21 protein-coding genes are annotated in these 22900 nt (G+C 70.4%); 10 read left to right on the top strand and 11 right to left on the bottom strand.

Features of this window, described 5'->3' with window-relative positions:
* The first annotated feature begins 2 nt into the window (after positions 1 to 2).
* From HYV93_07830 to HYV93_07815, 4 genes are all read left to right on the top strand, one after another.
* Complete coding sequence (locus tag HYV93_07830) at positions 3 to 848, top strand: tRNA (adenine-N1)-methyltransferase (GenBank protein ID MBI2525879.1); 846 nt, start codon at positions 3 to 5, stop codon at positions 846 to 848.
* An 81-nt stretch (positions 849 to 929) separates the two neighbouring features.
* Positions 930 to 1610 (top strand): NCS2 family permease, encoded by a 681-nt coding sequence (locus HYV93_07825; GenBank protein ID MBI2525878.1) that lies wholly within the window; start codon positions 930 to 932, stop codon positions 1608 to 1610.
* Between the two features lie 277 nt (positions 1611 to 1887).
* Positions 1888 to 3801, top strand: a complete 1914-nt coding sequence (locus HYV93_07820; protein MBI2525877.1) for a SurA N-terminal domain-containing protein — start codon at positions 1888 to 1890, stop codon at positions 3799 to 3801.
* An 11-nt stretch (positions 3802 to 3812) separates the two neighbouring features.
* Positions 3813 to 4364 (top strand): cysteine hydrolase, encoded by a 552-nt coding sequence (locus HYV93_07815; GenBank protein MBI2525876.1) that lies wholly within the window; start codon positions 3813 to 3815, stop codon positions 4362 to 4364.
* On the opposite strand, the gene HYV93_07810 is transcribed toward HYV93_07815, so the two are convergent.
* Both HYV93_07810 and HYV93_07805 read right to left on the bottom strand, forming a co-directional pair.
* Positions 4354 to 7677, bottom strand: coding sequence for an efflux RND transporter permease subunit (locus HYV93_07810; GenBank protein ID MBI2525875.1), 3324 nt, complete (start codon positions 7675 to 7677; stop codon positions 4354 to 4356). The two genes, HYV93_07815 and HYV93_07810, sit on opposite strands and share 11 nt — an antisense overlap.
* On the bottom strand, positions 7677 to 8999 hold the full coding sequence (locus HYV93_07805; GenBank protein MBI2525874.1) for an efflux RND transporter periplasmic adaptor subunit: 1323 nt from the start codon (positions 8997 to 8999) through the stop codon (positions 7677 to 7679). The genes HYV93_07810 and HYV93_07805 overlap by 1 nt, the downstream gene beginning before the upstream one ends.
* Before the next feature lie 79 nt (positions 9000 to 9078).
* On the opposite strand from HYV93_07805, the gene greA reads away from it, so the two are divergent.
* On the top strand, positions 9079 to 9576 hold the full coding sequence (gene greA / locus HYV93_07800; protein MBI2525873.1) for a transcription elongation factor GreA: 498 nt from the start codon (positions 9079 to 9081) through the stop codon (positions 9574 to 9576).
* Between the two features lie 7 nt (positions 9577 to 9583).
* On the opposite strand, the gene HYV93_07795 is transcribed toward greA, so the two are convergent.
* The 9 genes from HYV93_07795 to HYV93_07755 all read right to left on the bottom strand — a co-directional run bounded on the left by HYV93_07795 (position 9584) and on the right by HYV93_07755 (position 18130).
* Positions 9584 to 10711: a DGQHR domain-containing protein gene (locus HYV93_07795; GenBank protein ID MBI2525872.1), complete on the bottom strand. Its 1128-nt coding sequence runs from the start codon at positions 10709 to 10711 to the stop codon at positions 9584 to 9586.
* A gap of 181 nt (positions 10712 to 10892) precedes the next feature.
* On the bottom strand, positions 10893 to 11462 hold the full coding sequence (locus tag HYV93_07790) for a TMEM165/GDT1 family protein (GenBank protein ID MBI2525871.1): 570 nt from the start codon (positions 11460 to 11462) through the stop codon (positions 10893 to 10895).
* A gap of 17 nt (positions 11463 to 11479) precedes the next feature.
* Complete coding sequence (locus HYV93_07785) at positions 11480 to 12184, bottom strand: ABC transporter ATP-binding protein (protein MBI2525870.1); 705 nt, start codon at positions 12182 to 12184, stop codon at positions 11480 to 11482.
* A complete protein-coding gene (locus HYV93_07780) occupies positions 12184 to 12804 on the bottom strand; it encodes a cysteine hydrolase (protein MBI2525869.1) in 621 nt (206 codons plus the stop codon). Before HYV93_07780 ends, HYV93_07785 begins: the two co-directional genes overlap by 1 nt.
* Positions 12801 to 14303, bottom strand: coding sequence for a dihydroorotase family protein (locus HYV93_07775; GenBank protein MBI2525868.1), 1503 nt, complete (start codon positions 14301 to 14303; stop codon positions 12801 to 12803). Before HYV93_07775 ends, HYV93_07780 begins: the two co-directional genes overlap by 4 nt.
* Position 14304: 1 nt before the next feature.
* A complete protein-coding gene (locus HYV93_07770; GenBank protein MBI2525867.1) occupies positions 14305 to 15036 on the bottom strand; it encodes an ABC transporter ATP-binding protein in 732 nt (243 codons plus the stop codon).
* Positions 15033 to 15998 (bottom strand): branched-chain amino acid ABC transporter permease, encoded by a 966-nt coding sequence (locus HYV93_07765; GenBank protein ID MBI2525866.1) that lies wholly within the window; start codon positions 15996 to 15998, stop codon positions 15033 to 15035. Before HYV93_07765 ends, HYV93_07770 begins: the two co-directional genes overlap by 4 nt.
* Complete coding sequence (locus HYV93_07760) at positions 15991 to 16863, bottom strand: branched-chain amino acid ABC transporter permease (protein ID MBI2525865.1); 873 nt, start codon at positions 16861 to 16863, stop codon at positions 15991 to 15993. The genes HYV93_07765 and HYV93_07760 overlap by 8 nt, the downstream gene beginning before the upstream one ends.
* Before the next feature lie 37 nt (positions 16864 to 16900).
* On the bottom strand, positions 16901 to 18130 hold the full coding sequence (locus HYV93_07755) for an ABC transporter substrate-binding protein (GenBank protein ID MBI2525864.1): 1230 nt from the start codon (positions 18128 to 18130) through the stop codon (positions 16901 to 16903).
* A gap of 194 nt (positions 18131 to 18324) precedes the next feature.
* Between HYV93_07755 and HYV93_07750 the strand changes: the two genes are divergently transcribed.
* The 5 genes from HYV93_07750 to HYV93_07730 all read left to right on the top strand — a co-directional run bounded on the left by HYV93_07750 (position 18325) and on the right by HYV93_07730 (position 22830).
* On the top strand, positions 18325 to 18777 hold the full coding sequence (locus tag HYV93_07750; protein ID MBI2525863.1) for a MaoC family dehydratase: 453 nt from the start codon (positions 18325 to 18327) through the stop codon (positions 18775 to 18777).
* A 3-nt stretch (positions 18778 to 18780) separates the two neighbouring features.
* Entirely contained in the window at positions 18781 to 19665 is an 885-nt protein-coding gene (locus tag HYV93_07745; GenBank protein ID MBI2525862.1) for a CoA ester lyase, read from the top strand.
* A gap of 107 nt (positions 19666 to 19772) precedes the next feature.
* Positions 19773 to 20954, top strand: a complete 1182-nt coding sequence (locus HYV93_07740; GenBank protein MBI2525861.1) for an amino acid ABC transporter substrate-binding protein — start codon at positions 19773 to 19775, stop codon at positions 20952 to 20954.
* Positions 20955 to 21031: 77 nt separating this feature from the next.
* A complete protein-coding gene (locus HYV93_07735; protein ID MBI2525860.1) occupies positions 21032 to 21910 on the top strand; it encodes a branched-chain amino acid ABC transporter permease in 879 nt (292 codons plus the stop codon).
* The gene (locus HYV93_07730) at positions 21907 to 22830 is read left to right on the top strand and encodes a branched-chain amino acid ABC transporter permease (protein MBI2525859.1); all 924 of its coding nucleotides are present in this window, start codon (positions 21907 to 21909) and stop codon (positions 22828 to 22830) included. Before HYV93_07735 ends, HYV93_07730 begins: the two co-directional genes overlap by 4 nt.
* Positions 22831 to 22900: the final 70 nt, after the last annotated feature.

Genomic DNA, 22900 nt, shown 5'->3' with positions numbered 1-22900 from the left:
CCATGCCCGAACTTCCCGACTTCGAGGACGGCGAGCAGGCGCTCCTGATCGACCAGCGCGGGCGCCGCCACCTCTTTCTCCTGCGCAAGGGCGACACCTTCCACTCCGATCGCGGCTTCATCCCGCACGACACCATCATCGGCCACCCCGACGGCTCCTGGGTCCGCACCTCCCGGGGGACGCGCTACCTCGCGCTGCGGCCGACGCTGGCGGAGTACGTGCTCGACATGCCCCGCGGAGCCCAGGTCATCTACCCCAAGGACCTGGCCATGGTGATCTTCTGGGCCGACATCTTTCCCGGCGCGCGCGTGCTGGAGGCGGGGATGGGCTCGGGCGCGCTCACACTGGCGCTGCTCCGGGCGGTGGGGCCCGGGGGGCGCGTGATCAGCTACGAGCAGCGCGAGGACTTCGCGCGGCGAGCGCTGGCCAACATCCACATGCGCGCGGGGGAGGTCACCACCCTGACCGTGCGGCTCCAGCCGGTCGAGGAGGGGCTCGCCGAGGAGGAGCCGGTGGACCGCGTGGTCTTCGACCTGCCCGAGCCGTGGCGACTCGTGGAGCCGGTGGCGCAGCGGCTCCGTTCCGGCGGAATCTTTCTCTCGTACGTGCCGACCATCATCCAGGCCCGGGAGACGAGCGAGGCGCTCCGGCGGCACCCGGGCTACGCCCTCGTGGAGACCTTCGAGACGCTGTTCCGCCCGTGGAACATCGAGAACATGTCCGTGCGCCCCTTTCACCGCATGGTCGCCCACACCGGCTTCATCACGGTGGGCCGCCGGGTTGTCCCGGAGGAGGGCGTGACGCCCCCGCAGATCCGGGAACGGGAGCCATCAGCCGAGGGGGACTGAGACGTGCTCGACGACTACTTCGGGCTGTCGGCGCGAGGGACGACGGCCGGTCGGGAGACGCGGGCGGGGCTCACCACGTTCATGGTCATGGCCTACATCATCTTCGTGAACCCGGCCATCCTCTCCTTCGCCGGCGTGCCGGGGCTCGAGGGCAAGGGCGCGCCCTTCGCTGCGACCCAGGCGGCCACCTGTCTCGTGGCCGGGGTGCTCACCATCGCCATGGGGCTCTGGAGCCACTACCCGCTGGCGCTGGCCTCCGGCATGGGGCTCAACGCGGTGGTGGCTTTCCAGCTCATGGCGGGGATGAAGCTCTCCTGGCAGGGGGCCATGGGCGTGGTCTTCCTCGAGGGGCTCGTCATCACCGTGCTGGTGCTCACGGGCTTCCGCGAGGCGATCATGAACGCCATCCCGCTGGCGCTCAAGCAGGCCATCGGCGCTGGCATCGGCCTGTTCATCCTCTTCATCGGGCTCGTCTCGGCCGGGATCGTCAAGCCGGGACCGCCGGGCGTGCCGGTGACGCTGGGCCAGCTGACCGCGGCGCCCGTGGCCGTGGCCGTCGCGGGGCTGCTCCTCACGCTGTGGCTGCAGGCGCGCGGGGCGCTCACCGTGATGCCCTTCACCTACTCCATCACCAACGGGATCGGCGCCGGCTTCGTCGCCTACTGCTTCATCAAGCTCTGCCGGGGGCGGGGCCGGCAGGTGCATCCCATGATGTACGTCGCCTCGGCCGCGTTCGTCGTCTACTTCGCCCTCGCGCGCTGACCCGGACTCTTCGCGAGCGGGGGCGTCCGGGGAGGGCGGGGCGGGGGGGTCTCCCCGTGGAACCGTGGCTTCTGCGTGATGCCGAAGCCGCAGACCTCGCTCTCGTGGCCCCTTCCGAGACGGGGCGCGGGTCGCGACTCAGCGTGTTCCGCGGGGAGGCCCCCCCGTCCCGCCCGGCGCGCTGTCTCCGGACCTGAAGGCGAGTGGCCGCGAACCGCTGTGGTAGGCTAGGAGGACGGGACCCAATCACTCCGAGCTTCTCCGGGAGGTCGCGTCAGTGATCAGCACCATGCGGGATTACTTCAGGGGGCTGAAGTTCGTCCTCCTGTTCGTCATCGTGGCCTTCGTCGCCACCTCCGTCGTGTACTTCGGGGCCAGCTCCTTCTCCGGCCCGAGCGGGCCCGGCGGCACCGCCGTCGCCACCGTCAACGGCGAGGAGATCCCGGCCGAGCGCTACCGGCGGGCCTACCAGGGCTACCTGGAGTTCTACCGCCAGATGTACAAGGAGCGGCTCACGCCGGAGCTGGCGGAGCGGCTGGGCATCTCGCAGCAGGTGATCGACGCCCTGGTGCAGGACGCGCTCATCGTGCAGCAGGCCGAGCGCGAGGGCCTGGGCGTCACCCACGAGGAAGTCAGCGCCCACCTGTGGAAGGTCCCCGAGTTCCAGGAGGACGGCCGCTTCTCCCAGCAGCGCTACCAGGAGGTCCTCAAGCGGAACCGGATCGACCCCAACGAGTTCTACGCCGGCCAGAAACGGGCGGTCCAGCGGCGCAAGATGGAGGTCCTCGTCAAGGACGGCATCCGCGTCTCGGACGACGAGCTGCGGCAGGCCTACGGCTTCCGGCGCGAGAAGGTGCGCGCCGCGTGGGCCGCCCTCGAGGTTCCGCCCCTCATGGCCCAGGTGACGGTGCCGGACGCCGACGTCGAGCCGTACCTCAAGAGCCACCAGGCGCAGTTCACCCGGCCGGAGCGTCGGCGGATCCAGTACGCGGTGCTGAGCACCAAGGCCTTCGCCCAGCCCGTCACCGACGCCGACGCCGAGGCGTACTACAAGGAGCACGGGGCGGAGTTCGACACACCCCGCCGCGCGCAGGCCTCCCATGTCCTGGTCCGCGTGCCGCCCACGGGCGGCAGCGAGGCTGAGGGCAAGTCGCGGGCGAAGGTCGCCGAGGTGATCCGGCGGGCTCGTGCCGGCGAGGACTTCGCCAAGCTCGCCCGTGAGACCTCCGAGGACCCGGCGACGGCCGCCCGGGGCGGCGACCTCGGCCTGGTCGGGCCGGGCGAGGTGGTGCCCCAGTTCGAGCAGGCGGTCTTCGCGCTGAAGAAGGGCGAGGTCTCTCCCGAGCCCGTGCGCACCCCGTTCGGCTACCACGCCATCAAGGTGATGGACATCCAGGAGGGCGGCCGCCAGCCCTTCGCGGAGGCCGCGGCGCGGATCAAGGAGAAGCTCCTCGCCGAGCGGAGCGAGAAGGGCGCCCAAGCCCGGGCCGAGGACAGCCGGACTCCGCTTGCCAGCACGAAGGACTTCACCGCCGAGGCGCGCCGGCTGGGCTTCGAGGCCCGCGAGGCGACCATCGCGCGGGGGGACGGGCTCGAGGGCATCGGGCGAGACGAGACGCTGGAGGAGGCGATCTTCTCCCTGGCCCCCGGCGGCGTGTCCACCCCCATGAAGACTGCCGGCGGCTTTGCCATCGTGAAGGTGGTGGAGTCGCTCGCCGCGGGGGTGCCCCCCCTCGGCGACATCCGGCTGCAGATCGTGGAGGCCATCAAGCGCGAGCGGGCCGAGGCCCTCGCCCTGGAGCGCGCCCGGGCGCTGGCGACGGCGGCCAAGGCCGGCGACCTGGCGCCCCTGGCCAGGCGTGACGGCTTCTCCACCGGCGAGACGCCGCTCTTCTCTCGCACCGAGCCGCCCAAGGGCGGCGCGGGGCTGCCCCCGCCGGTGTTGCTGGCGACGCTCCAGACCCCCGCGGGGCAGCTGGCCGAGCCTGTGCGGACGCCGACGGCCGTGTATGTCGTGAAGACCCTCGAGCGGGCGGCGCCGGACCCCCAGGGCTTCGAGGCCGAGCGCCCCGAGCTCGGCCGACAGGTGCTCGAGCAGAAGCGGACGCAGGCGTGGGAGAGCTGGGTCAAGGGGCTCCAGGCCGCGGCGAACATCCAGGTCAGCGGCCAGGTGGCGAGCCCGCGGCGCTAGGAGGGATCTCGATGGAGCGGAGTGCTCTCCTCGTGATCGACGCGCAGCAGGAATACTTCTTCCCGCTCGGCAAGCTCCCGCTGCCCGACGGGCCCGCGGCGGTCCAGCGCATCGCGCAGCTGCTCCGCTGGGCCCGGGGCCGCGGCGTCCCTGTCTTCCACATCGTCCACGAGAGCCGCAAGCCCGGCGCCGCCATCTTCGCGCCCGGCAGCCCCGGACTGGCGATCCACCCGTCCGTGACGCCCGGGCCGGGGGAGCCCGTGATCCAGAAGCACTTGCCCGGCGCCTTCACGGGCACGCCGCTGGAGCAGGAGCTCCGGCAGCGCGGCGTCGAGCACGTCATCGTGTCGGGCTTCATGACCCAGATGTGCTGCGACACCACCACGCGCCAGGCGGCGCATCGGGGCTTCAAGGCCACGATCCTGTCGGACGCCACGGCGGCCATGGCGGTCCGGGGGCCCGACGGGGTCATGATCCCGCACGACGTGGTCCACCGGACCCATCTCGGCAGCCTCAGCGGCTTCCTGGCCGAGGTCAGGCGGAGCGACGAGATCACCGCCTGACCGTGCCCGGCGAAGTTCGGCTCGATCCCCACGCCAGACGCCCGGCCAGCAACGCCTTCCACCGCGGGAAGCGCACCCACGAGAAGGCCCGCTTTCCGCGCAGGTCGTCGAAGGTCGAGTAGATCACCGGGGTCATCAGGAGCGTCACGATCAGGCAGAGCGCCTGGCCGCCCACCACGACCGTGGCCAGCGAGGCGCGGGAAGCCGCGCCGTCGCCCCGGCCGAGCGCCACGGGCAGCATGCCGGCCATGATCGCGAGCGTCGTCATGAGGATGGGGCGGAGCCGCGCGCGGTCGGCCTGCAGCTGCGCCTCGGCGCGCGGGAGCCCGCGCTCGCGCAGCACGTTGGTGTAGTCCACCTGCAGGATCGCGTTCTTCTTCACCACGCCCATCAGGAGAAACAGCCCCATGATCGAGTAGATGTTGAGCGTCTTGCCGACGATCATGAGGGTCAGGACCCCGAAGGGGATCGCGAGGAACATGGACACCATGATCGTCAGCGGGTGCACGAAGGACTCGAACTGGGCAGCCAGCACGATGTAGATGAACGCCAGCGACAGCACGAAGGCGATGAAGAAATTCTGGATGGATTCCTGCAGGAGCTTGCCGCGCCCGGAGGTCTGGATGCCGTACTCGGAGGGCATCCGCTGGGCGGCCACGGCGGCGTAGGCGTCCTTGTAGGCGTCGGCCAGAGGCTTGTCGTACAGGTTGGAGATGATGGTGATCGAGCGCTCCTGGGCGTAGCGCTCGATCTGCCCCGGGCTCATCCCCGCGCCCAGGGTGGTGACGTTCGACAGCTTCACGAGTGACCCCGCGCTGCCGGGGACCATGAGGGTCGGCAGTCCGGCGGCGTCCTTGCGGTAGTCCTCGGCCAGGCGCAGGCGGATGTCGTACTGCTCGCCGGCCTCCCGGTAGAAGCCCACCTTCTCACCGCCGACCAGCGTGCGCAGCGTCGCCGCCACGGTGTCCACCCGCACGCCGAGGTCGGAGGCCTTCTGCCGGTCGATCGTCACCTGCACCTCGGGCTGGCGGAGGGCCTGCGCGGTGTCGAGGTCCACGAAGCCGGGCCTGGTCTTGAGGGCGGCGATCACCCCCGCCGCCTGCCGCTCGAGCCCGGCCAGGTCGGGCCCGCGGAGGATCAGGTTGAAGGGGGTCTGGCGGAAGCCGCCGCCGCCGATCAGGCTGATGTTCTGGACGCTGATCCGCAGACCGGGGAAGGCGGCCAGGCGTCGCCGCACGTCCTGCATGAGGTCGATCTGCGAGCGGCGGCGCTCCGACAGGTGCTGGAGCCCCACGTAGATCGAGATGTCGGTGACGTTGGACTGGTGCTGCCCCCGCACGCCGATGGTGGTGAACAGCGTGACGACCTCGGGCACCTTCCGGATCTCCGCCTCCATGGCCCGGCTGACCTCGGCGCTCCGGGCGATGGACGAACCCGACGGGGCCTCGGCCACCACCTCGAACTCGCTCATGTCGTCGTCCACGACGAAATCGAGTTTCGAGTGAATGAGGAGGAAGTAACCGCCCACGAGGATCGTCCCGCCGGCGAGCAGGCAGAGGGCGCGGTGGCCGAGACACCAGCCCAGCGCGGTCTCGTAGGCCGTCTCCATGGCGCGGTAGAAGCCGGCCGCCTTCGAGGCCGGGCCGGCCCCGGGCGGCTGCGCGTGCGCGGGCCCGTGGCCGTCGTGGCTCGCGCCCGCCGCCAGCACGCGGGCGGCGAGCATGGGCGTGAGCGTGAAGGCGACCACCAGCGACGTCAGGATGGCGAAGGTGGTGGTGAGCCCGAAGGAATTCCAGAACTTCCCGACGAGCCCGCCCATGAAGGCCACGGGCAGGAAGATCACCACGAGGGAGATCGTGGTGGTCGTGACGGCGAGGGAGATCTCCCGGGTCCCCGTGATGGCCGCCTCGAAGGGCGGCCGCCGCTCCTCCTCCGTGTGCCGGAAGATGTTCTCGAGCACGATGATCGCGTCGTCGATCACGATGCCGGTGGAGAGCGACAGGCCGAGCATCGTGAGGTTGTTGAGCGTGAAGCCGGCCACGCGCATGGCGGTGAAGGTGGCGATGATCGAGGTGGGGATGGCCACCGCGGCCACGAAGGCCGGGCGGAGCTTCCGCACCGACAGGAAGAAGATCATGGTGGCCACGATGGCCAGGCCCGTCACCGTGATGAGCAGCCCGGGGGTGCCCTGGAGGAATGCCGTGGCCACGGCGGCGACGATGGCGGCGAGCACCGTGCGCTCCCACCACGTGAGCCTGCCGATGAAGGCGGCCACGATGAGGCTCGCGAGGAGCCCGCCCAGCAGGAGGTGGTCCTGGACCTCCTCGAAGGAGCGCTTGATGAACTTCGACAGATCCCGGACCACCTCGAACTTGATGTCCTGGGGGAGCCCCTTCTGGACCTCCTGGAGCCGCCGCTTGACGGCCTCGACCACCGCCACCGTGTTGGTCCCCGACTGCTTCCGGATGAGCAGGGAGACGGCGTTTTCCCCGTTCAGCCGCGACAGGGTCCGCGGCTCCTCCTCGCCGTCCACCACGCTGGCCACGTCCCGGACCCGGACCGGGCTGCCCTTGAAGTCGGCGACGATGAGGTCGTTGAAGGCCTCCACGGACTCGATGCGCCCGAGCGTGCGCAGCCCTTCCTCGCTCGTCCCGGCCGTCAGCCGGCCGCCCGGGATCTCCACGTTCTGGCGGAGGAGGCCCTCCCTGATCTGCTGGATCGACAGGGTGAAGGCTGTGAGCTTGTCCGGATCCACGCGGATCTGGATCTCCCGCTTGCGGTCGCCAACGAGCGTGATGGCGCCCACGTCCTTCACCGTCTCGAGCGCGCGCTTGACGCGCTTGTCGGCGATCTCGGTGATCTCGCGCGCCGAGCGCTGCCCGGAGACCACGAGCGCCAGCACCGGCGCGGAGTCCGGGTCCACCTTCTCGACGATGGGCGACTCGGTCCCGGCCGGCAGGCGCCCCAGGATCGTGCCCACCTTCTCGCGGACGTCGTTGGCAGCCTCCTGGACGCTCCGCTCGAGCACGAAGGTCGCGAAGACCTGGGACTGTCCCTCGATGGTGGAGGAGCGGAGCTCGTCGAGCCCGCTGATCGTGTTGATGACCTCCTCGATCGGCTTGGTGATCTGGCTCTCGATCTCCTCGGGGGAGGCGCCTGGCAGCCGCGTCGTGATCGTGATGGTGGGCAGATCAATCTTGGGAAAGATGTCCACGCCGAGCTGGGCGAAGGAGGCGAGCCCGAGGACGACCATGGTGGCGATGACCATGGTCGTCAGGACGGGCCGGCGGACGAAGACCTCGAGGAAGCCCACTACCGGCGGATCCTGTCGTCCACGAGCGTCACCGGGGCGCCGTTGAAGAGCTGGGCGAGATTGGTCGTCGCGACGGTGTCCCCCACCCGCACGCCCTCCACGATCTCGACGAGCGCACCCTGGCGGGCCCCGGTCTTGACCAGGCGCTCCTCCACCTTGCTGCCGACGACCACGAAGACCTTGCTGATGCCGACGAAGTAGACCACCGCCTCGGCGGGGACGAAGGCCACCGCGGCGTCCGTCCGGGTGAGGACGACGCCCTTCGCGAAGAAGCCCGGACGGAGCCGGCCGTCGGCGTTCGCGACGCGCCCCTCGAGGGCGAGGCTGCGCGTCTGCACTTCCACGGCGGGCGACAGCCGCGTCACCTGGCCGGGAAAGGTCTTCCCGGGGTAGGCCTCCACCGAGAGCGCGATCCGCTGGCCCACGCGCAGGTCGGGGGCGAAGCGCTCCGACACCGTGCCCGTGTACTTGAGCGGGTCGAGCGCCACCACGGTGAAGACCGCCGTGTTCTCCTTCACGTACTCGCCGGCATTGAGGTGGCGCTTGGCGATGACGCCGGCGATGGGCGCGCGGATCGTCGTGTCGCCGAGACGCTTCTTCGCGATGCCGAGGCTCGCCTCGCGGCGCGCCACCTCGGCCTCGGCCACCCGGAGGCCGGCGTGGTCGGCCTCGAGCTGGGCTTCGGCGATCCTCACCTGGTCCGGATGCTGGCTGCGCGCGTTGACGGCCAGCGCCAGCTGGGCGGCGGCCACGTTGTGCTGGTTGCGGGCGTTGTCCACGTCGCGCGCCGCGATGAGCTGCTTGGCGAAGAGCTCCTGGCTTCGCGCGAGCTCCGACTTGGCCCACTCCAGCTGCGACTGGTTGCGCGCCACCTCGGCCTCGAGGGCGGAGAGATTGTCCTTGACCCGCCGGAGCGCCGCCTCACTGGCCCCGACCGTCGTGCGCGCGCGGGCGAACGACTGGCGCGCGGAGAGCAGATCGGCCTCGGCCTGCTCGACGGCGAACTGGAACTCGCGCGCGTCGTATTCGGCGAGCACCTTGCCGCGCCCCACCGCATCCCCGAGGTCGGCGAAGAGGCGGGCGACGGTCCCCGGCTGCTCCGTCTTGACCACCACGTCCTGCCACGGCAACAGGCTGCCGACGGTCTCCACCGAGCGCTGGACGGGGCGCGCCTCCGCGCGCGCCACGGTGACGGGGAGCGGCTTGGCGGCCCCGGGCGCTCCCTGGGGCCGCACCGGGGGCTGGGCGCCCGATCGGCCTGCTCCGGTGAGCGCGGCGAGGAGAAGCCCGCAGCACAGGAGCGGCGCGCCGAGTCGAGTCATAGGCCGTCAGTGTACCGCAGCGAGATGCACGCGTGCGAGCGCTCGACCCGCCCGCGAGGCTGTCGTAAGATATCGGGCCATGGCTGTCCAGCGCACTCCCATGACCCGGGCGGGCCACGAGCGGATGAAGGACGAGCTCGAGCGGCTCAAGCGGCTCGAGCGCCCCGCCATCACGCGGGCCATCGCCGAGGCCCGCGCCCACGGCGACCTGTCGGAGAACGCCGAGTACCACGCCGCGCGGGAGCGGCAGAGCTTCGTCGAGGCGCGGATCAACGATCTGGAGGGCAAGCTCGGCGCCGCCGAGGTGATCGAGCCGCCCACGTCCGGCGACCGCGTCACCTTCGGCTCGACGGTGCGGCTCGAGGATGGGGACGGTAAGGAGGTCTGCTACCAGATCGTCGGCTCCGACGAGGCCGACCCGATCCGCGGCCGCATCTCGGTCCTGGCCCCGCTGGCCCGCACGCTCATCGGTAAGAGCGTCGGGGCCCGCGTCGTGGCCCAGCTGCCGGGCGGCAGGAAGGAGTTCGAGATCCTCGAGGCGAACTTCCCCTGGCCCGAGCCCGGGGGAGCAGGCTAGGGGCGGGCTAGGACCGGAGCGCCTCGCGCAGCTCGCGGGTGAGCGCTTCGACGGTGCCGCGCGTGCCGCCGGCCAGCTTGCTCTTCCATTCCCCCTCGGTCTCGAAGCGCCGGTCCTTGAGACGGTCGCCCCACGGCCTCACCGCCTCCCGGATGGCGTTGAAGTCGAAGGCGTCCTTCTTGAGCTCGCGGGCCCGCGCCATCACGTCGGGGGCCACGCGGATGAAGGCCCGCAGCGCGGCGCCCGTCTTGATGGAGTACTTCCGCCCCGCCCAGGCGGCGGGGAAGATGCCCGCCACGGCCTTCACGTAGTTGAGGAAGAAGCGCTTGGCGCCCTGGCGCAGCTCGTTCATGCGGCCCGCGCCGCCGATCTTCTCCACCGTCTCGAGGAACTCCACGATCTCCTCGGCCAGCGGCGCCTGCGAGACCCGGCCACGCCCCGTGCCGAGCATCTTGATCTCGCCGGCCAGCGGGGAGGTGTCATCCTCGTTCAGGGAACGGATCACGTCGTGGGCCAGCGCCTGGTTCGGGTCGGGGTAGAGCTTGCGCCCCGCCAGGCTCACGATGTGGGACGGGTTGAGGCGCGTGTGCTTGGCGTTGATCGTCACGAACAGCTCGACGATCTGGCGCGCGTCCAGCCGGTCGAAGAGCACCGCGGGGACCTCGATACCCAGGTTCTCCCCCGCCTGGGTGAGGGCGTGCAGCGCCAGGAGCCGGTGCTGGCCGTCGAGCACGCGGAGCACGCCATGCTCCTCGGGGATCTGGAGCAGCCCCAGATCGTGCTGGCTGGCCATGGGGGTGAACGTGAAGCGCTTCTCGGAGGTGATGATGACGGCGCCGGGAATGGCCGGCAGCGTGCCCGCTTCCTTGCAGTCGCGGTAGTAGGCGACCAGCTCGTCGATCTTGCGGCGGATCACCGGGCGCTGGTAGGCGCTCTCGCTCTCCCCGATCCGCTTCTCGAGCATCTCCCAGTTCACGCGGGCCCGGTTCACGCGCTTCGAGGGCTTCGGCGCCTCGGCGCCGGCGTAGCCGAGGACCTCGAACTTCACGAGGCGGTCGATGTCCTTGGCGGAGAAGGACGCCTGGAAGAACTCCACCCCGAACTGCTTCACCCGGTGCGCGGGAACCGTGATCATCCACCCCTCCAGCTCTGTGGGGCCAGCGTGTCGGATTGGGGTTTTTCGGCCGTTGATACTCTAGACCATACTTAAACCCTTGTCAACATGTGACTTTCTCGCTGCCCTGCTGGATGGGCACCACATGAGGTGGCAGTCTCGAAAGTTATCCACGACATGTGGGTAGCCAGGGGATAAGCGCTCAGACGAGGACACCCGCCAGGGCGGCGAGGCCGAAGGCGATGAACAGGGCAGCGGCGGCCCATCGCAGGCGCCGCATGGGCAGGAGCGAGCCAAGCCGGCTGCCGGCCCAGACCGCGAGGCCATCGGCTCCGAGCATGCCGGCGGTGGTCCCTGCCGTGACGGCCAGCACCGAGTGGAAGCGCGCACCCAGCGCCACCGTGGCGAGCTGAGTCTTGTCGCCCATCTCGACGATGAAGAACACCACGGTCGTCGTGATCAGCGGCCCCCAGCCCTCCCGCTCCCCGGGCTCCTGGGCCGAGTCGGGGAAGAGGGCCCAGATCCCGAAGGCGATGAAGCCGAGGCCCACGATCCATCCCAGCGTCGTTGCGGGAATCATCGCGGCCACCCACACCCCGACCGAGGAGGCCAGGGCGTGGTTGGCCAGCGTGGCGAGCAGGATGCCGAGCATGACGGTCCACGGGCGTCGGTAACGAGCGGCGAGGGACAGCGCGACGAGCTGGGTCTTGTCGCCCATCTCCCCGAGCGCCACCATCGCGAACGAGCTCCACAGGATCGAGACCAGCGCCATCTCCCCCGACAAGGACCTCAGCGCCCGAGATAGGCCTTCTGGGTGGCCTCGCTGGCGAGGAGATCGCGCCCGGAGCCCTCGAGCACGATCCGCCCGTTCTCGAGGACGTAGCCGCGCTGGCTCGCCGCCAGCGCCTGGCGGACGTTCTGCTCCACCAGGAGCACCGTCACGCCGAGGGCGTGGATCTGCTGGATCACGCGGAACACCTCCTGGACGATCTTCGGCGCCAGCCCCAGCGACGGCTCGTCGAGCATGAGGAGCGCGGGGCGGGCCATGAGGGCGCGGCCGATGGCGCACATCTGCTGCTCGCCGCCGGACAGCGTCCCGGCCAGCTGCGAGGCGCGCTCCCGGAGAACGGGAAAGCGCCCCAGCACCTCATCGAGCGTCGTGGCGCGCGCGGGCCGGGCCCGCCGGGTGTAGGCGCCGAGCTCGAGATTCTCCCGCACGGTGAGGGACGGGAAGAGCTTGCGCCCCTCGGGGACCTGGACGACGCCGTGCTCGACGATGCGGTCCGGGGGCAGGCGGTCGATCGGCCGGCCGTCGAAGCGGATCCGGCCGCCGCGGGGGTGCAGGAGCCCGGAGATCGTGCGGAGCGTGGTGGTCTTGCCGGCGCCGTTGCCTCCGACGAGGGTGACGATCTCGCCGGGCCTCACGGCCAGGGAGACGCCGTGGACCGCCTGGAGGTCCCCGTAGAAGACGCTGACCTCCTCGAGCTCGAGCATCAGGAGTCGTGAGGGGAGAGCGGCGTGAGGGCGCGGAGGTACGCGGCAGAGTCCATCACGGTGAGGTACATCCCCAGGCCGCGCAGCGAGGCCAGGTGCAGCTCCTCGTCGAAGGCCGCCACGCAGTCCTCGAGGATCACCACGGAGAAGTCGCGGATCATGGCGTCGCGCGCCGTGGCCTCCACGCCGCCGTGGGTCACGATTCCCGTCAGCACGACCGTGTCGATGCCCAGCGATCGCAGCAGCACCTCCAGGGGCGTGCCGTGGAAGGCGGAGAAGCGGGGCTTGTCCAGCTCGTAGTCCGGCGGCGGCAGCTCCGGGATGAGCTCGCGCCCCGGATCGCGCAGGCGAAAGCCCTCGTGCAGGAGGAACGGGCGCGCCTTGACGATGTGGTCGAGCCCCAGCGGCGCGCCTCCGGGCGAGGTGTAGATGGTGAACCTGGAGGCGAAGACCGGCACATGCGCGGCGCGGCTCGCGTGCGCCACCCGCTCCACGACGGGGATGATCCCGCGCAGCCGCTCCACGGGCAGGCCGTGGCGCGCGTAGACGCCGCCCGGATCCAGGAAGTCCCGCTGGAGATCCAGCAGGAGCAGCGCCGTCGAGCCGCGCGTGATGGTCACGGCGCGCCACCGCCCGGCGCCGGCGAGGGGCGCGGGATGTACTGGCCCACCGGCGGGCTCACGATCGTCCCCCTGTCGTACACCAGATGCCCGCGCAGGAAGGTGGCGCGGACCCGGCCCCTGAGCTCCTGACCCTCGAAGGGCGTGTAGCCCTGCGCCGACTCGGACTCGGCGGCCCGCACCGTGAAGGTCCGCGCCGGATCGAGGAGCGCCAGGTCGGCATCGTAGCCGGGGGCGATGTCGCCCTTGCCGCCGAGCCCGAAGCGGCGGGCCGGGTTCCACGAGAGCACCTCCGCCATGTGGTGGTAGGCCATGCCGCGCCGGCTCCCCTCGCTGAAGACGCCGGAGAGCAGGTACTCGGTGCCGCCGAAGCCCGACTTCGCCAGCCAGATGTCGTCGGGGCGCTCGGCGGCAACCTTGGCCTCGGTCGCGCAGCAGGCGTGGTCGCTCACGATCCAGTCCACCTTGCCTGCGAGGAGCATCTCCCACAGGAACTCGACGTCCTCGCGGGCCCGGATCGGCGGGTTGACCTTGGCCCGCACGCCCGTGGGGGCCTCCGTATCGAGCAGGAGGTGCCCCACCGTGACCTCGCGCCGGACCTCGACCTGCGGGAAGGCCTGCGGGACCAGGAGCGCGGCTTCCAGCGCCTTGCGCGAGGAGAGGTGCAGGAGATTGATGTTCCGGCACCCGGTCTCGTGCGCCAGGTAGGCGGCGATCCACACCGCGAGCCCCTCGGCATGCGGCGGCCTGGCGGCACTGTAGGCCCTGAGCCCGGAGAGCGAGGCGTCCCGCTGCGCCAGGCGCGTATAGGCGTTGAGGATGTCGGCGACCTCGCAGTGCAGACTCACGCTCACGTGCTCGGCCAGGTGCGGGTGCGCCTGCTGCACGCGTGCCGCCGCGCGCATGACGAACTCGAAGTGCGCGAGATCGTAGCTGTCCTCTTCGCCGATCATGAGGAACCGCCGCTGGGCGTCCCGGTCTGCCGCGCCGTGCAGCCCGTGGCCGCCGTAGAACATGAAGATCTTGAAGGATGGCACGCCGTGCCCGGTGGCGAGGTCCTCCATCTCCCCGATCTGCCGGCCGTCGATGGGCGCCAGGTGGTAGCCGTAGTCCGCCCAGTAGCGGTCCCGCGACAGGCGGAGCACCTCGGGGAAGAGCTCCGCGTACGGGCCACCGCGGTTGAGATAGTACTGGCCGCTGCGGAAATAGGTGAGCATGGTCGTGACGCCGCCAGTAGCGGCCGCCCGGCTCTCGGTCACCGCGTCCTCCCCGAGCGGCGCGTAGATCCCCACGTGGGTGTGAGCATCCACCACGCCCGGGAAGCCGAGGAGGTGGTCGGCGTCGTAGACCCGCTGCGCCTCGGACGCCGGGAGCTCCGGCGCGATGCGGACGAAGCGGCCGTCGCGGACCCCGAGGTCCATGAGATCCACCGTGGGTCGGTGGGGGCGCACGACCCGCACCCGCTTGATGAGGAGATCGAGGGGAGGGCGGTCGGCCATGTCACGCGTTCCAGTCTGTCAGGGGCTCGCCGAGATAGGCGTCGATCACGCGGCGGTCCTGCGCGATCTCGGCGGGGGACCCGGTGGCGATCAGCTCGCCGTGATGGAGGACGGCGATCCGGTCGGACAGCTCCATCACCGCCGCCATGACGTGCTCGATGACGATGATGGCCACGCCCCCGTCCCGGATGCCGCGGATCACCTCCGCGGTCTCCCGGACCTCGGTGGGCGTGAGCCCCGACATCACCTCGTCCAGGAGCAGCGCGCGCGGCCCCGTGGCCAGCGCCCGCGCCAGCTCGAGGCGCTTGCGGAGCCCGATCGACAGCGCGTGGGCGGGCCTCCGGGCCAGAGGGCCGAGGCCGGTCAGCTCCAGCACCTCGAGGGCCCGCCGCCGCGCCGCCGCAGCCGAACGGGTCCGGTTGAAGGCGCCGACCATGACGTTGTCCGCCACGGTCAACTCGGGGAAGGGCTGGACGAGCTGGAAGGTCCGAGCCAGCCCGCGCCGGCAGATCGCGTGAGGCGGCAGTCCCGTGATCTCCTGCCCGTCCAGCCACACGCTCCCGGTGTCCGGGCGCAGGAAGCCGGTGACCGCGGAGAAGAGGGTCGTCTTCCCGGCTCCGTTGGGGCCGATGAGCCCGAGGATCTCCCCCCGCGCCAGCGACAGGCTCACCTCCGAGAGCGCCTGGAGTCCGCCGAAGCGTCGGGACAGCGCGCGGACGTCGATGAGCATCATGCCCGGGCGCGCTCCCCGGCACCCCCGCCCAGGCTCCGGAGCGCCCCCATCACCCCGCGCGGGAGGAACACCACCGCGCCCATGAGGATCACGCCGTAGAGCATGAGGTGGAGGCCCGCGTAGCTCCTGACGAGGCCGCGCGTGGACTCACCCAGGAGCCCCAGCAGCACGGCGCCGAGGAGCGGGCCCCAGAGGGTCCCGGCGCCGCCGATGATGGGCCGGAGGAGGATCTCGATGGAGTTGCCCGGGCCGAAGCCGATGGTGGGGTCCACATAGGAGAAGTACTGCGCGTAGAATGCCCCGCCGAGCGCGGTGATCGCGGCTGACAGCGCCATGGCGGCGAGCTTCACCCGGTAGGGGTCGATGCCGAGGGCATCGGCAGCGGCCTCGTTCTCGCGGATGGCGATCATCTGGTAGCCCAGGCGCGAGCGCTCGAGTCGCGCCACCCCCCAGGTGACCGCGAGCAGCATCGCGAGGATCACGTAGTAGAAATGCCGCTTGTCCCCGAACTGGAAGAGCCGGGGCGCATGTCCCTGGAGCGGCACGAGGATGCCGAAGGAGCCACCGACATAATCCCAGTTGGTGGCGGCCACGCGGAAGATCTCGGCGACGGCCAGCATGACGAGGGCGAAGTAGGCGCCGCGGAGCCCGTAGCGGAACGACAGGTGTCCCGTGACGAGGCCCACCAGGACGGCGGCGGCGGCGCCCAGCCACATGCCGACCCACGGGGTGAGTCCCGCCTTGAGGAAGCAGAGGCTCGAGGTGTAGGCCCCGATCCCGAAGAAGAGGGCATGCCCGAAGGAGAACTGGCCGGCGTAGCCGCCGAGGATGTTCCAGCCCTGACCGACGAAGGCGAAGAAGCACATGAGGGTGAGCGTCCCGATGACGTACTCGGAGCGGACGAGGAGCGGGGCGGCCGCGGCGGCCACCAGGAGCCCGAGCCCCGCGGCCGTCCTACGCATGGCGCGCCCCCAGGAGCCCCGCCGGCCGGATCAGCAGCACGGCGACGAAGAGGCCGAAGATCCCGATCTGGGCCAGCGAGCCGTGGACGTAGAGCCCGCCGAGGGACTCCACCACGCCCACCAGGAGCCCGCCCACCAGGGCACCGGGGAAGGAGCCCAGTCCCCCCAGCACCACCACGACGAAGGCGGTGATGACGAAGGTGTTCCCCACCTCCGGCGACACGTAGAAGAAGGGCAGGGCCATGGCGCCCGCCGCGGCCACGCAGGCCGTCCCGATGCCGAAGGCCGTGGCGTGGACGCGCCCCACGGGGATGCCGCAGAGCGCCGCCCCATCGCGCTCCTCGGCGGATGCCCGGAGCGCCCGGCCGAGAGCCGTCCGCTTGAGGAAGAGCCAGAGGAGCCCCGAGATCACGAGCGCGCCGGCGAAGGCCAGCAGGCGGGGGAGGTTGAGGCGGATTGACCCCAGCGGCACCGTCGTCTGGGAATAGGCGACGAGCAGCGTGCGCGGGTCGGCCCTGAATACCACCAGCGCGAGGTTGTCGAGGAAGAGCGCCAGCCCCAGCGTCATCAGGAGCTGGTTGTGCTCGGGGGCCCGCAGCACCGGCGCGATGACGGCCCGCTGGATGGCGTAGCCGACGCCGAAGGCGGCGGGGAGGGTCACCAGGAGCGAGAGATAGGGGTCCAGACCCGCGCGCGTGGCCAGCCAGAAGCTCGCGTACATCGAGAGCATCATGAGCGAGCCGTGGGCGAAGTTGATCACCTTCATGACGCCGAAGATGAGGGTCAGCCCGAGCGCCACGAGCGCGTAGAGGCCGCCGAGCATGACGCCATTGGCGAGGCTCGACAGGATGACCTCAGCGCTCATGCGGGAGCGCGGGGCGGCGGGGGCCGGCGGCCCTCAGTCACATCCGCTTGTCCCAGGCGGGGACGGGGATCACCGGCTTGGTCTCCGCGAACTCGCCGGGGTACACGACGGCGATGCGCCCCTGCTGCACCTGCATCAGGAGCGGGCGGGCCCCGGGGTTCTGGCCCTTCTCGTCGAAGGAGATCGGATAGGGAACGATCTGGTTCGTGAGGCGCGTCCGGGCCAGGGCCTCGCGGACCTTGTCGCGGTCTGTGGCGCCGGCCCGCTCGAGGGCGTCCTTGAGCACCCAGGCCGACTGGTAGGCGAGCATCCACTCGTAGGCGAACGGCTGGCTGTAGGCCCGCTCGAAGGCCGCGATGATGCCCGTGATGCGCGGATGCTTCGGGTTGTACCAGTGGTTGCCGTCGAGCATGTAGTCGGCGAGCTTGCCCACGTCCTTGATGAAGCGGTACTGGCTGCCTGCCCCGCCGTACACCGAGAGGATGGCGCCCACGTCCACCCGCTGCTCGGCCATGGTGCGGATGATGAGCGAGTGCGCCGGGTAGTAGGTGGACGGGATCACGATGTCCGCCTTGGCCGCCTTGATCTTCAGCACCTCGTTGTTGAGCGAGGGGGCCGCGGCACTGTGGGGGATGCGCTCGATCACCTGCATGCCGATGCCCGGCAGGAGCTTCTCCAGCGTGTCCGCGGTGGACTTGCCGAAGAGGCCATCCTCGTGGATCAGCACCACGCGCTTGAGCCCGAGACGCATCTCGCGGGTGAGCCCACCCAGGTATTCCACGGTGGTCCGGGCGCCCATGCCGGCGCTCGGGCCGAGGCGGAAGGTGTACTTGAAGCCGCGCTCGGTGATGCCGTCGGCGACAGCGACGTCGAGCACGTGGGGGATGCGGTACTTCTCCGCTTCCTGCGTCGTCACGAAGGCCAGCCCCGAGGCGTAGGGCCCCAGGACGGCCACCGCCCCGGCGTCCTTGAAGCGCTCCATCGTGGAGATGGCCACCGGGGGCTTCGACTCGTTGTCGAGGACCATGAGCTTGAGCCGGGCGCCGCCCAGGGCCTTGATGCCGCCCGCCGCGTTGATCTCGTTGACGGCCAGCTCGATGCCCTGCTTCCCGAGATTGCCTTCTCGCGCGAGCCCACCCGTGAGCGGGTGGGTCTCGCCGACGAGGATCTCCCGCGCCTGCGCCCGCAGCACGCGCGGGAATCCCAGCGCGCCGGCTGCCGCTCCGGCCCCGGCCACCGTCCTGAGGAATCTCCTGCGAGTCGTCATGGCCGTGCTCTCCTTGCTGGTGGTGTTGACGGAGGATCGGGCCGCGCCTGTCCGCTAGTTAGGACGCTTCAGGCGGCTCTGTCAATAGCCCCAGGCCCACCGTCCCGCCCGCCGGCCCCGGCGGGGCGCATGGTAGCATGGGGCGTCACGCGCGCGAGCGGGCCGCCACGGCCCCCGAGAGAGAGGAGCCCCCAATGGCCGGGAAGCTGTTCGAGGAGCTCGTGCCGGGCCTGGTGTTCCAGCACCAGCCCGGGCGCACCATCACCGAGGCCGACAATGTCTGGTTCTCCTGCATGACCATGAACCCGCAGCCGCTCCACGTGGACTTCCACGCGGCCCAGCGGGCGGAGTTCGGCAAGCCGCTGGTCAATAGCCTGCTCACGCTCGGCATCGCGGTGGGCCTGAGCGTCGGGGAGACGACGCTCGGGACCACGGTGGGCAACCTCGGCTTCGAGAAGGTGGAGTTCCCGAAGCCGGTCTTCCACGGCGACACGATCTACGCGGAGACCGAGGTCGTCGAGAAGCGGGAGTCGAAGTCACGACCCCAGTGGGGCATCGTGATCTTCGAGCACCGGGCGAAGAACCAGCACGGGGACCTCGTCATGCGGTGCCGGCGCGCGGCCATGATGCGGCGCCGGGCGGGCTAGGGCATGCGTCGCTCGGTCCACTTCGTTCCCGGCGGCAACGAGAAGATGATGCAGAAGGCCCTCACGCTGCCGGCCGACGGGCTCATCCTCGATCTGGAGGACTCCGTGCCCCCTGAGCGGAAGACCGCCACGCGCCCCATCGTGCGGGGCTGGCTCGAGAGCCTCGACTTCGGCGGCCGCGAGCGCTGGGTCCGGATGAACCCGGTCTTCTCCGAGTACGCGGAGGGAGACCTCGAGGAGACCATCGTCGGGCGGCCCCACGGCTACATGATGCCGAAGCCTCGCACCGCCGCCGATGTCCGCCAGGTCGCGGCGATCCTCGACCGCCTCGAGGAGCGTCACGGGATCCCGTTCGGGTCCACCCGGCTCCTCCTCATCGCCACGGAGACGCCCGAGGGGCTGCTGAACATCAAGGAGACCGCCGCCGCCAGCCCACGCGTCTGCGCCATCTCCTGGGGCATCGAGGACCTGTCGGCCGCCATGGGGCTGCCCCGCACCCGGGACGCCGAGGGCCGGTTCCTGGACATCCCGCGGCATGCCCGTGTCATGTGCGCCGTGGCCGCCTCGGCGGCAGGGGTGGAGGCCATCGACACGGTGTACACCGACATCCACGACCTCGAGGGGTTGCGCCGCGAGTGCGAGGAGGCGGTGTGGATGGGCTTCTCCGGGAAGATCTCCATCCATCCCGGGCAGCTGGCGGTGATCAACGAGGTCTTCACGCCCTCCCGGGAGGAGGCCGAGGAGGCGGTGGCCCTCATCGCGGCCTTCGAGGCCGAGGCCCGCCGGGGCGCGGGGGCCTTCGCCTGGAAGGGGCAGATGATGGACATGCCCCATCTCACCCGGGCCCGGAAGATCGCCGAGCGCGCCCGCCGCGCCGGTGTCCTGTGAGCGCACGCGCCCGCGAAACCTTGACAGCCCCGGCCCGGTTTGGTAGAAACAAGGCCCACTTCCCGCGGGCCGCCGCCCGCAGCGGTCCGCCCTCAAGGAGGACGATCATGGCGATCACGTCCTGGAAACTCCCGGCCGCCCTCGCCGTCGCGGCGGTCCTGTGCGGCGCCCTTCCGGCCCAGGCCCAGGCGCCCATCAGGGTCGGCGCGTCCCTGTCGCTGACGGGGACCTACGGCAAGATCGGCAGCTACCAGAAGGAAGGGTACGAGCTCTGCGCCGAGGACCTCAACAAGAAGGGCGGGCTCCTGGGGCGGAAGATCGAGTTCGTGGTCTACGACGACCAGTCCACGCCGGCGACCGGGGTGCGCCTCTACGAGAAGCTCATCACCGAGGACAAGGTGGATGCGGTGATGGGGCCCTACTCCTCGCCCATCACGGAGGCCGTGGCCAACGTCACGGAGAAGTACAAGAAGGTCATGGTCTCGCCGCTGGCCGCCACCACCTCCATCTTCAAGAAGGGACGGAAGTACATCTTCATGGTGATCTCCCCCGCCGAGGTGTACCTGGAGGGGCTCGTGGACATGGCGGCCAAGCGCGGACTCAAGACCCTGGCCATCGTCAACGAGGACACCCTCTTCACGAAGTCCGCGGCCATCGGGACGGCCGAGCTGGCCAAGAAGCTGGGCATGCGGGTGGTGCTCCAGGAGGCCTACCCGAAGGGGCATACCGACTTCGCGGCGCTCCTCACCAAGATCAAGGCGGTGAACCCAGATGTGATCGCGGCCGCCACCTACTTCGACGACGCAGTCGCCATCACCCGGCAGATGAAGGAGCTGAACGTCAACCCGAAGATGTTCGGCGTCACCGTCGGTGGGGATCTGCCCGAGTTCTACGACCTGCTCAAGCAGAACGCCGAGTACGTCTACGGCGCCACCCAGTGGGAGGGGGCCCTGCCGTACCCGGGCCAGCGGGAGTTCCTGGAGGGGTACAAGCGCAAGTTCAACCGGGAGCCGGTGTACCACTCGGCGTCGGGCTACGCGGGCTGCCTGATCTATGCCGAGGGGGTGAAGCGGGCGGGGACGCTGGAGGCCGACAAGGTGCGGGAGCAACTGCTCAAGCTGGAGACGAAGACGGCCTTCGGCGACTTCAAGGTGGATCCGGACGGCTTCCAGATCGCCCACAAGATGGTCATCCTCCAGTGGCAGGACGGCAAGAAGGTCACCGTCTGGCCCGACGAGGTGGCCAGGGGCAAGGCGCGATTCCCCACCCCGCCGTGGAACCAGCGGTAGCCGGGTGAGCCGCTGAGGTCCAAGGCAGCGGGCGCCCGCCGGCTCCCCGGCGGGCGCTCGCGCGTTCCGGAGCGCCCATGAGCCTCGTCATCACGCCCGCCATGCTGGGCCAGGTGATCGTCTCCGGCCTCCTGGCGGGGTCCCTCTACGCCATGGTGGCTCTCGGGCTCGGGCTCATCTTCGGCGTCATGCGCGTGCTCAACGTCGCCCACGGCCCCCTCCTCATGCTCGGGGCCTACGTGACCTTCTGGCTCTTCAGCACGGTGGGGCTCAACCCCTATCTGTCGCTGCTCGTCTCCATGCCGCTCCTCTACCTTCTCGGGGTGCTCCTCCAGCGCTTCCTCGTGTACCGCGTGGTGGACGCCCCCGAGCTGTCCTCGCTGCTCGTGACCTTCGGGGTGTCCATCGCGATCGTGAACCTGGCGCAGCTCGCCTTCACCTCCGACCTCCGGGCCGTGGAGTACCTGACGGGCGCCTTCGTGCTCGGCCCCATCGCCTTCTCCAAGTCGCGCGTCATCGCCTGCGCCATCGCGGTGGCGATCACCGCCGCAGCCTTCCTGTTCCTGCAGAAGACGCGGCTCGGCAAGGCGATCCGCGCCGTCTCCCAGAGCCGGGAGGTGGCCCAGGTCTGCGGCATCAACGTCGGGCGCGTCCACGCCATCGCCTTCGGCCTGGCCTCGGCCCTGGCCGCGGCGGGCGGCTCGCTCGTGGCAGTGATGGTGGCGATCCAGCCGGAGATGGGACAGGTCTACACCTTCAAGTCCTTCCTCGTGATCGTGCTGGGTGGGGCCGGGAACTACCCGGGCGCCCTCCTGGGCGGGCTCCTGCTGGGGCTGATCGAGCAGCTCTCCTCCCTGTTCCTCACGACCCAGGTCAACGAGGCGGTGGCCTACGTGCTGCTCGTCGTCGTGCTCCTCGTGCGCCCCACGGGGCTCCTCGGGGGGCGGGCGTCGTGAGGCGTGCGGGCCTCACCGGGCTCGCCGCGGCGTTGCTCCTCGGGCTCCTGCTCTACCCGCTCGAGGGGAGCGGCTACGGCGTCCGCCTCATGCTCCAGCTCTTCATGTGGATCGCCCTGGCGCAGTCCTGGAACCTCATCTCGGGGCTCACCGGCTACGTCTCCTTCGGGCATGTGGCCTTCTACGGCACGGGAGCCTACGCCACGGGCATCGTCATCACGAAGCTCCACTGGCCGTGGCTCGCGGCCGCGCTCATGGGCGGGCTCGTGGCCGCCGTGCTGGCGCTGGTGATCGGCTGGCCGTGCCTCCGGCTCAAGGGCCCGTACTTCGCCATCGCCATGCTCGGCCTCAACGAGGTCCTGCGCGTGGCCGCCTCGTACTTCGAGGGGCTCACGGGCGGGGGGCTCGGGCTCTCACTGCCGACGCTGCACGCCAGCGTGCCGATCTACTACGCCATGGGGCTCACCGCCGCGGGGGTGACGCTGCTGGCCTACGTGATCCTCACCTCGCGCTTCGGCCTGCGCCTCATGACGATCCGCGAGGACGAGGTGGCGGCCGAGGCCATGGGGATCGACACCTTCCGCTACAAGCTCTACGCCTTCCTGCTCTCGGCGGTGGGGCCGGGCGTCGTCGGCGGGCTGTCGGCCCGGGACCAGGGCTACATCGAGCCCATCAGCGTCTTCCCCCTCCTCATGACCATCACCATGATCGTGATGGCGCTCTTCGGGGGCAAGGGGACGATCTGGGGGCCGGTGCTCGGCGCCGTCCTGCTCTTCGCCTTCCAGGAGGTGGTCTGGGCGCGCTTCATCTACCTCCACCAGCTCCTCTTCGGCGCCATCATCGTCGCCGTCGTGCTCGTGATGCCGCGCGGGATCCTGGGCGTGTTGCAGCAGAAGTACAACCTGCCTCGCACGATCTAGTGCCGGCCCAATGAACTTCGCCATACGTCGTTCTCGGTCGGCGCGGGCGCTCAACGTACACCCACGTACG

Source organism: Candidatus Rokuibacteriota bacterium, assembly GCA_016188005.1.
Lineage (GTDB): Bacteria > Methylomirabilota > Methylomirabilia > Rokubacteriales > CSP1-6 > UBA12499.
This window is presented reverse-complemented; position numbering and strand designations above follow the sequence as displayed.

Bases quoted from the DNA above. Each gene is read 5' to 3' on its own strand.
- HYV93_07765 (MBI2525866.1), bottom strand. From the start codon at position 15,998: ATGCGTAGGACGGCCGCGGGGCTCGGGCTCCTGGTGGCCGCCGCGGCC.
- HYV93_07775 (MBI2525868.1), bottom strand. From the start codon at position 14,303: ATGGCCGACCGCCCTCCCCTCGATCTCCTCATCAAGCGGGTGCGGGTC.
- HYV93_07745 (MBI2525862.1), top strand. From the start codon at position 18,781: ATGCGTCGCTCGGTCCACTTCGTTCCCGGCGGCAACGAGAAGATGATG.
- HYV93_07760 (MBI2525865.1), bottom strand. From the start codon at position 16,863: ATGAGCGCTGAGGTCATCCTGTCGAGCCTCGCCAATGGCGTCATGCTC.
- HYV93_07740 (MBI2525861.1), top strand. From the start codon at position 19,773: ATGGCGATCACGTCCTGGAAACTCCCGGCCGCCCTCGCCGTCGCGGCG.
- HYV93_07785 (MBI2525870.1), bottom strand. From the start codon at position 12,184: ATGCTCGAGCTCGAGGAGGTCAGCGTCTTCTACGGGGACCTCCAGGCG.
- HYV93_07825 (MBI2525878.1), top strand. From the start codon at position 930: ATGGTCATGGCCTACATCATCTTCGTGAACCCGGCCATCCTCTCCTTC.
- HYV93_07735 (MBI2525860.1), top strand. From the start codon at position 21,032: ATGAGCCTCGTCATCACGCCCGCCATGCTGGGCCAGGTGATCGTCTCC.
- HYV93_07750 (MBI2525863.1), top strand. From the start codon at position 18,325: ATGGCCGGGAAGCTGTTCGAGGAGCTCGTGCCGGGCCTGGTGTTCCAG.
- HYV93_07805 (MBI2525874.1), bottom strand. From the start codon at position 8,999: ATGACTCGACTCGGCGCGCCGCTCCTGTGCTGCGGGCTTCTCCTCGCC.
- greA (MBI2525873.1), top strand. From the start codon at position 9,079: ATGGCTGTCCAGCGCACTCCCATGACCCGGGCGGGCCACGAGCGGATG.
- HYV93_07755 (MBI2525864.1), bottom strand. From the start codon at position 18,130: ATGACGACTCGCAGGAGATTCCTCAGGACGGTGGCCGGGGCCGGAGCG.
- HYV93_07790 (MBI2525871.1), bottom strand. From the start codon at position 11,462: ATGGCGCTGGTCTCGATCCTGTGGAGCTCGTTCGCGATGGTGGCGCTC.
- HYV93_07815 (MBI2525876.1), top strand. From the start codon at position 3,813: ATGGAGCGGAGTGCTCTCCTCGTGATCGACGCGCAGCAGGAATACTTC.
- HYV93_07830 (MBI2525879.1), top strand. From the start codon at position 3: ATGCCCGAACTTCCCGACTTCGAGGACGGCGAGCAGGCGCTCCTGATC.
- HYV93_07770 (MBI2525867.1), bottom strand. From the start codon at position 15,036: ATGATGCTCATCGACGTCCGCGCGCTGTCCCGACGCTTCGGCGGACTC.
- HYV93_07795 (MBI2525872.1), bottom strand. From the start codon at position 10,711: ATGATCACGGTTCCCGCGCACCGGGTGAAGCAGTTCGGGGTGGAGTTC.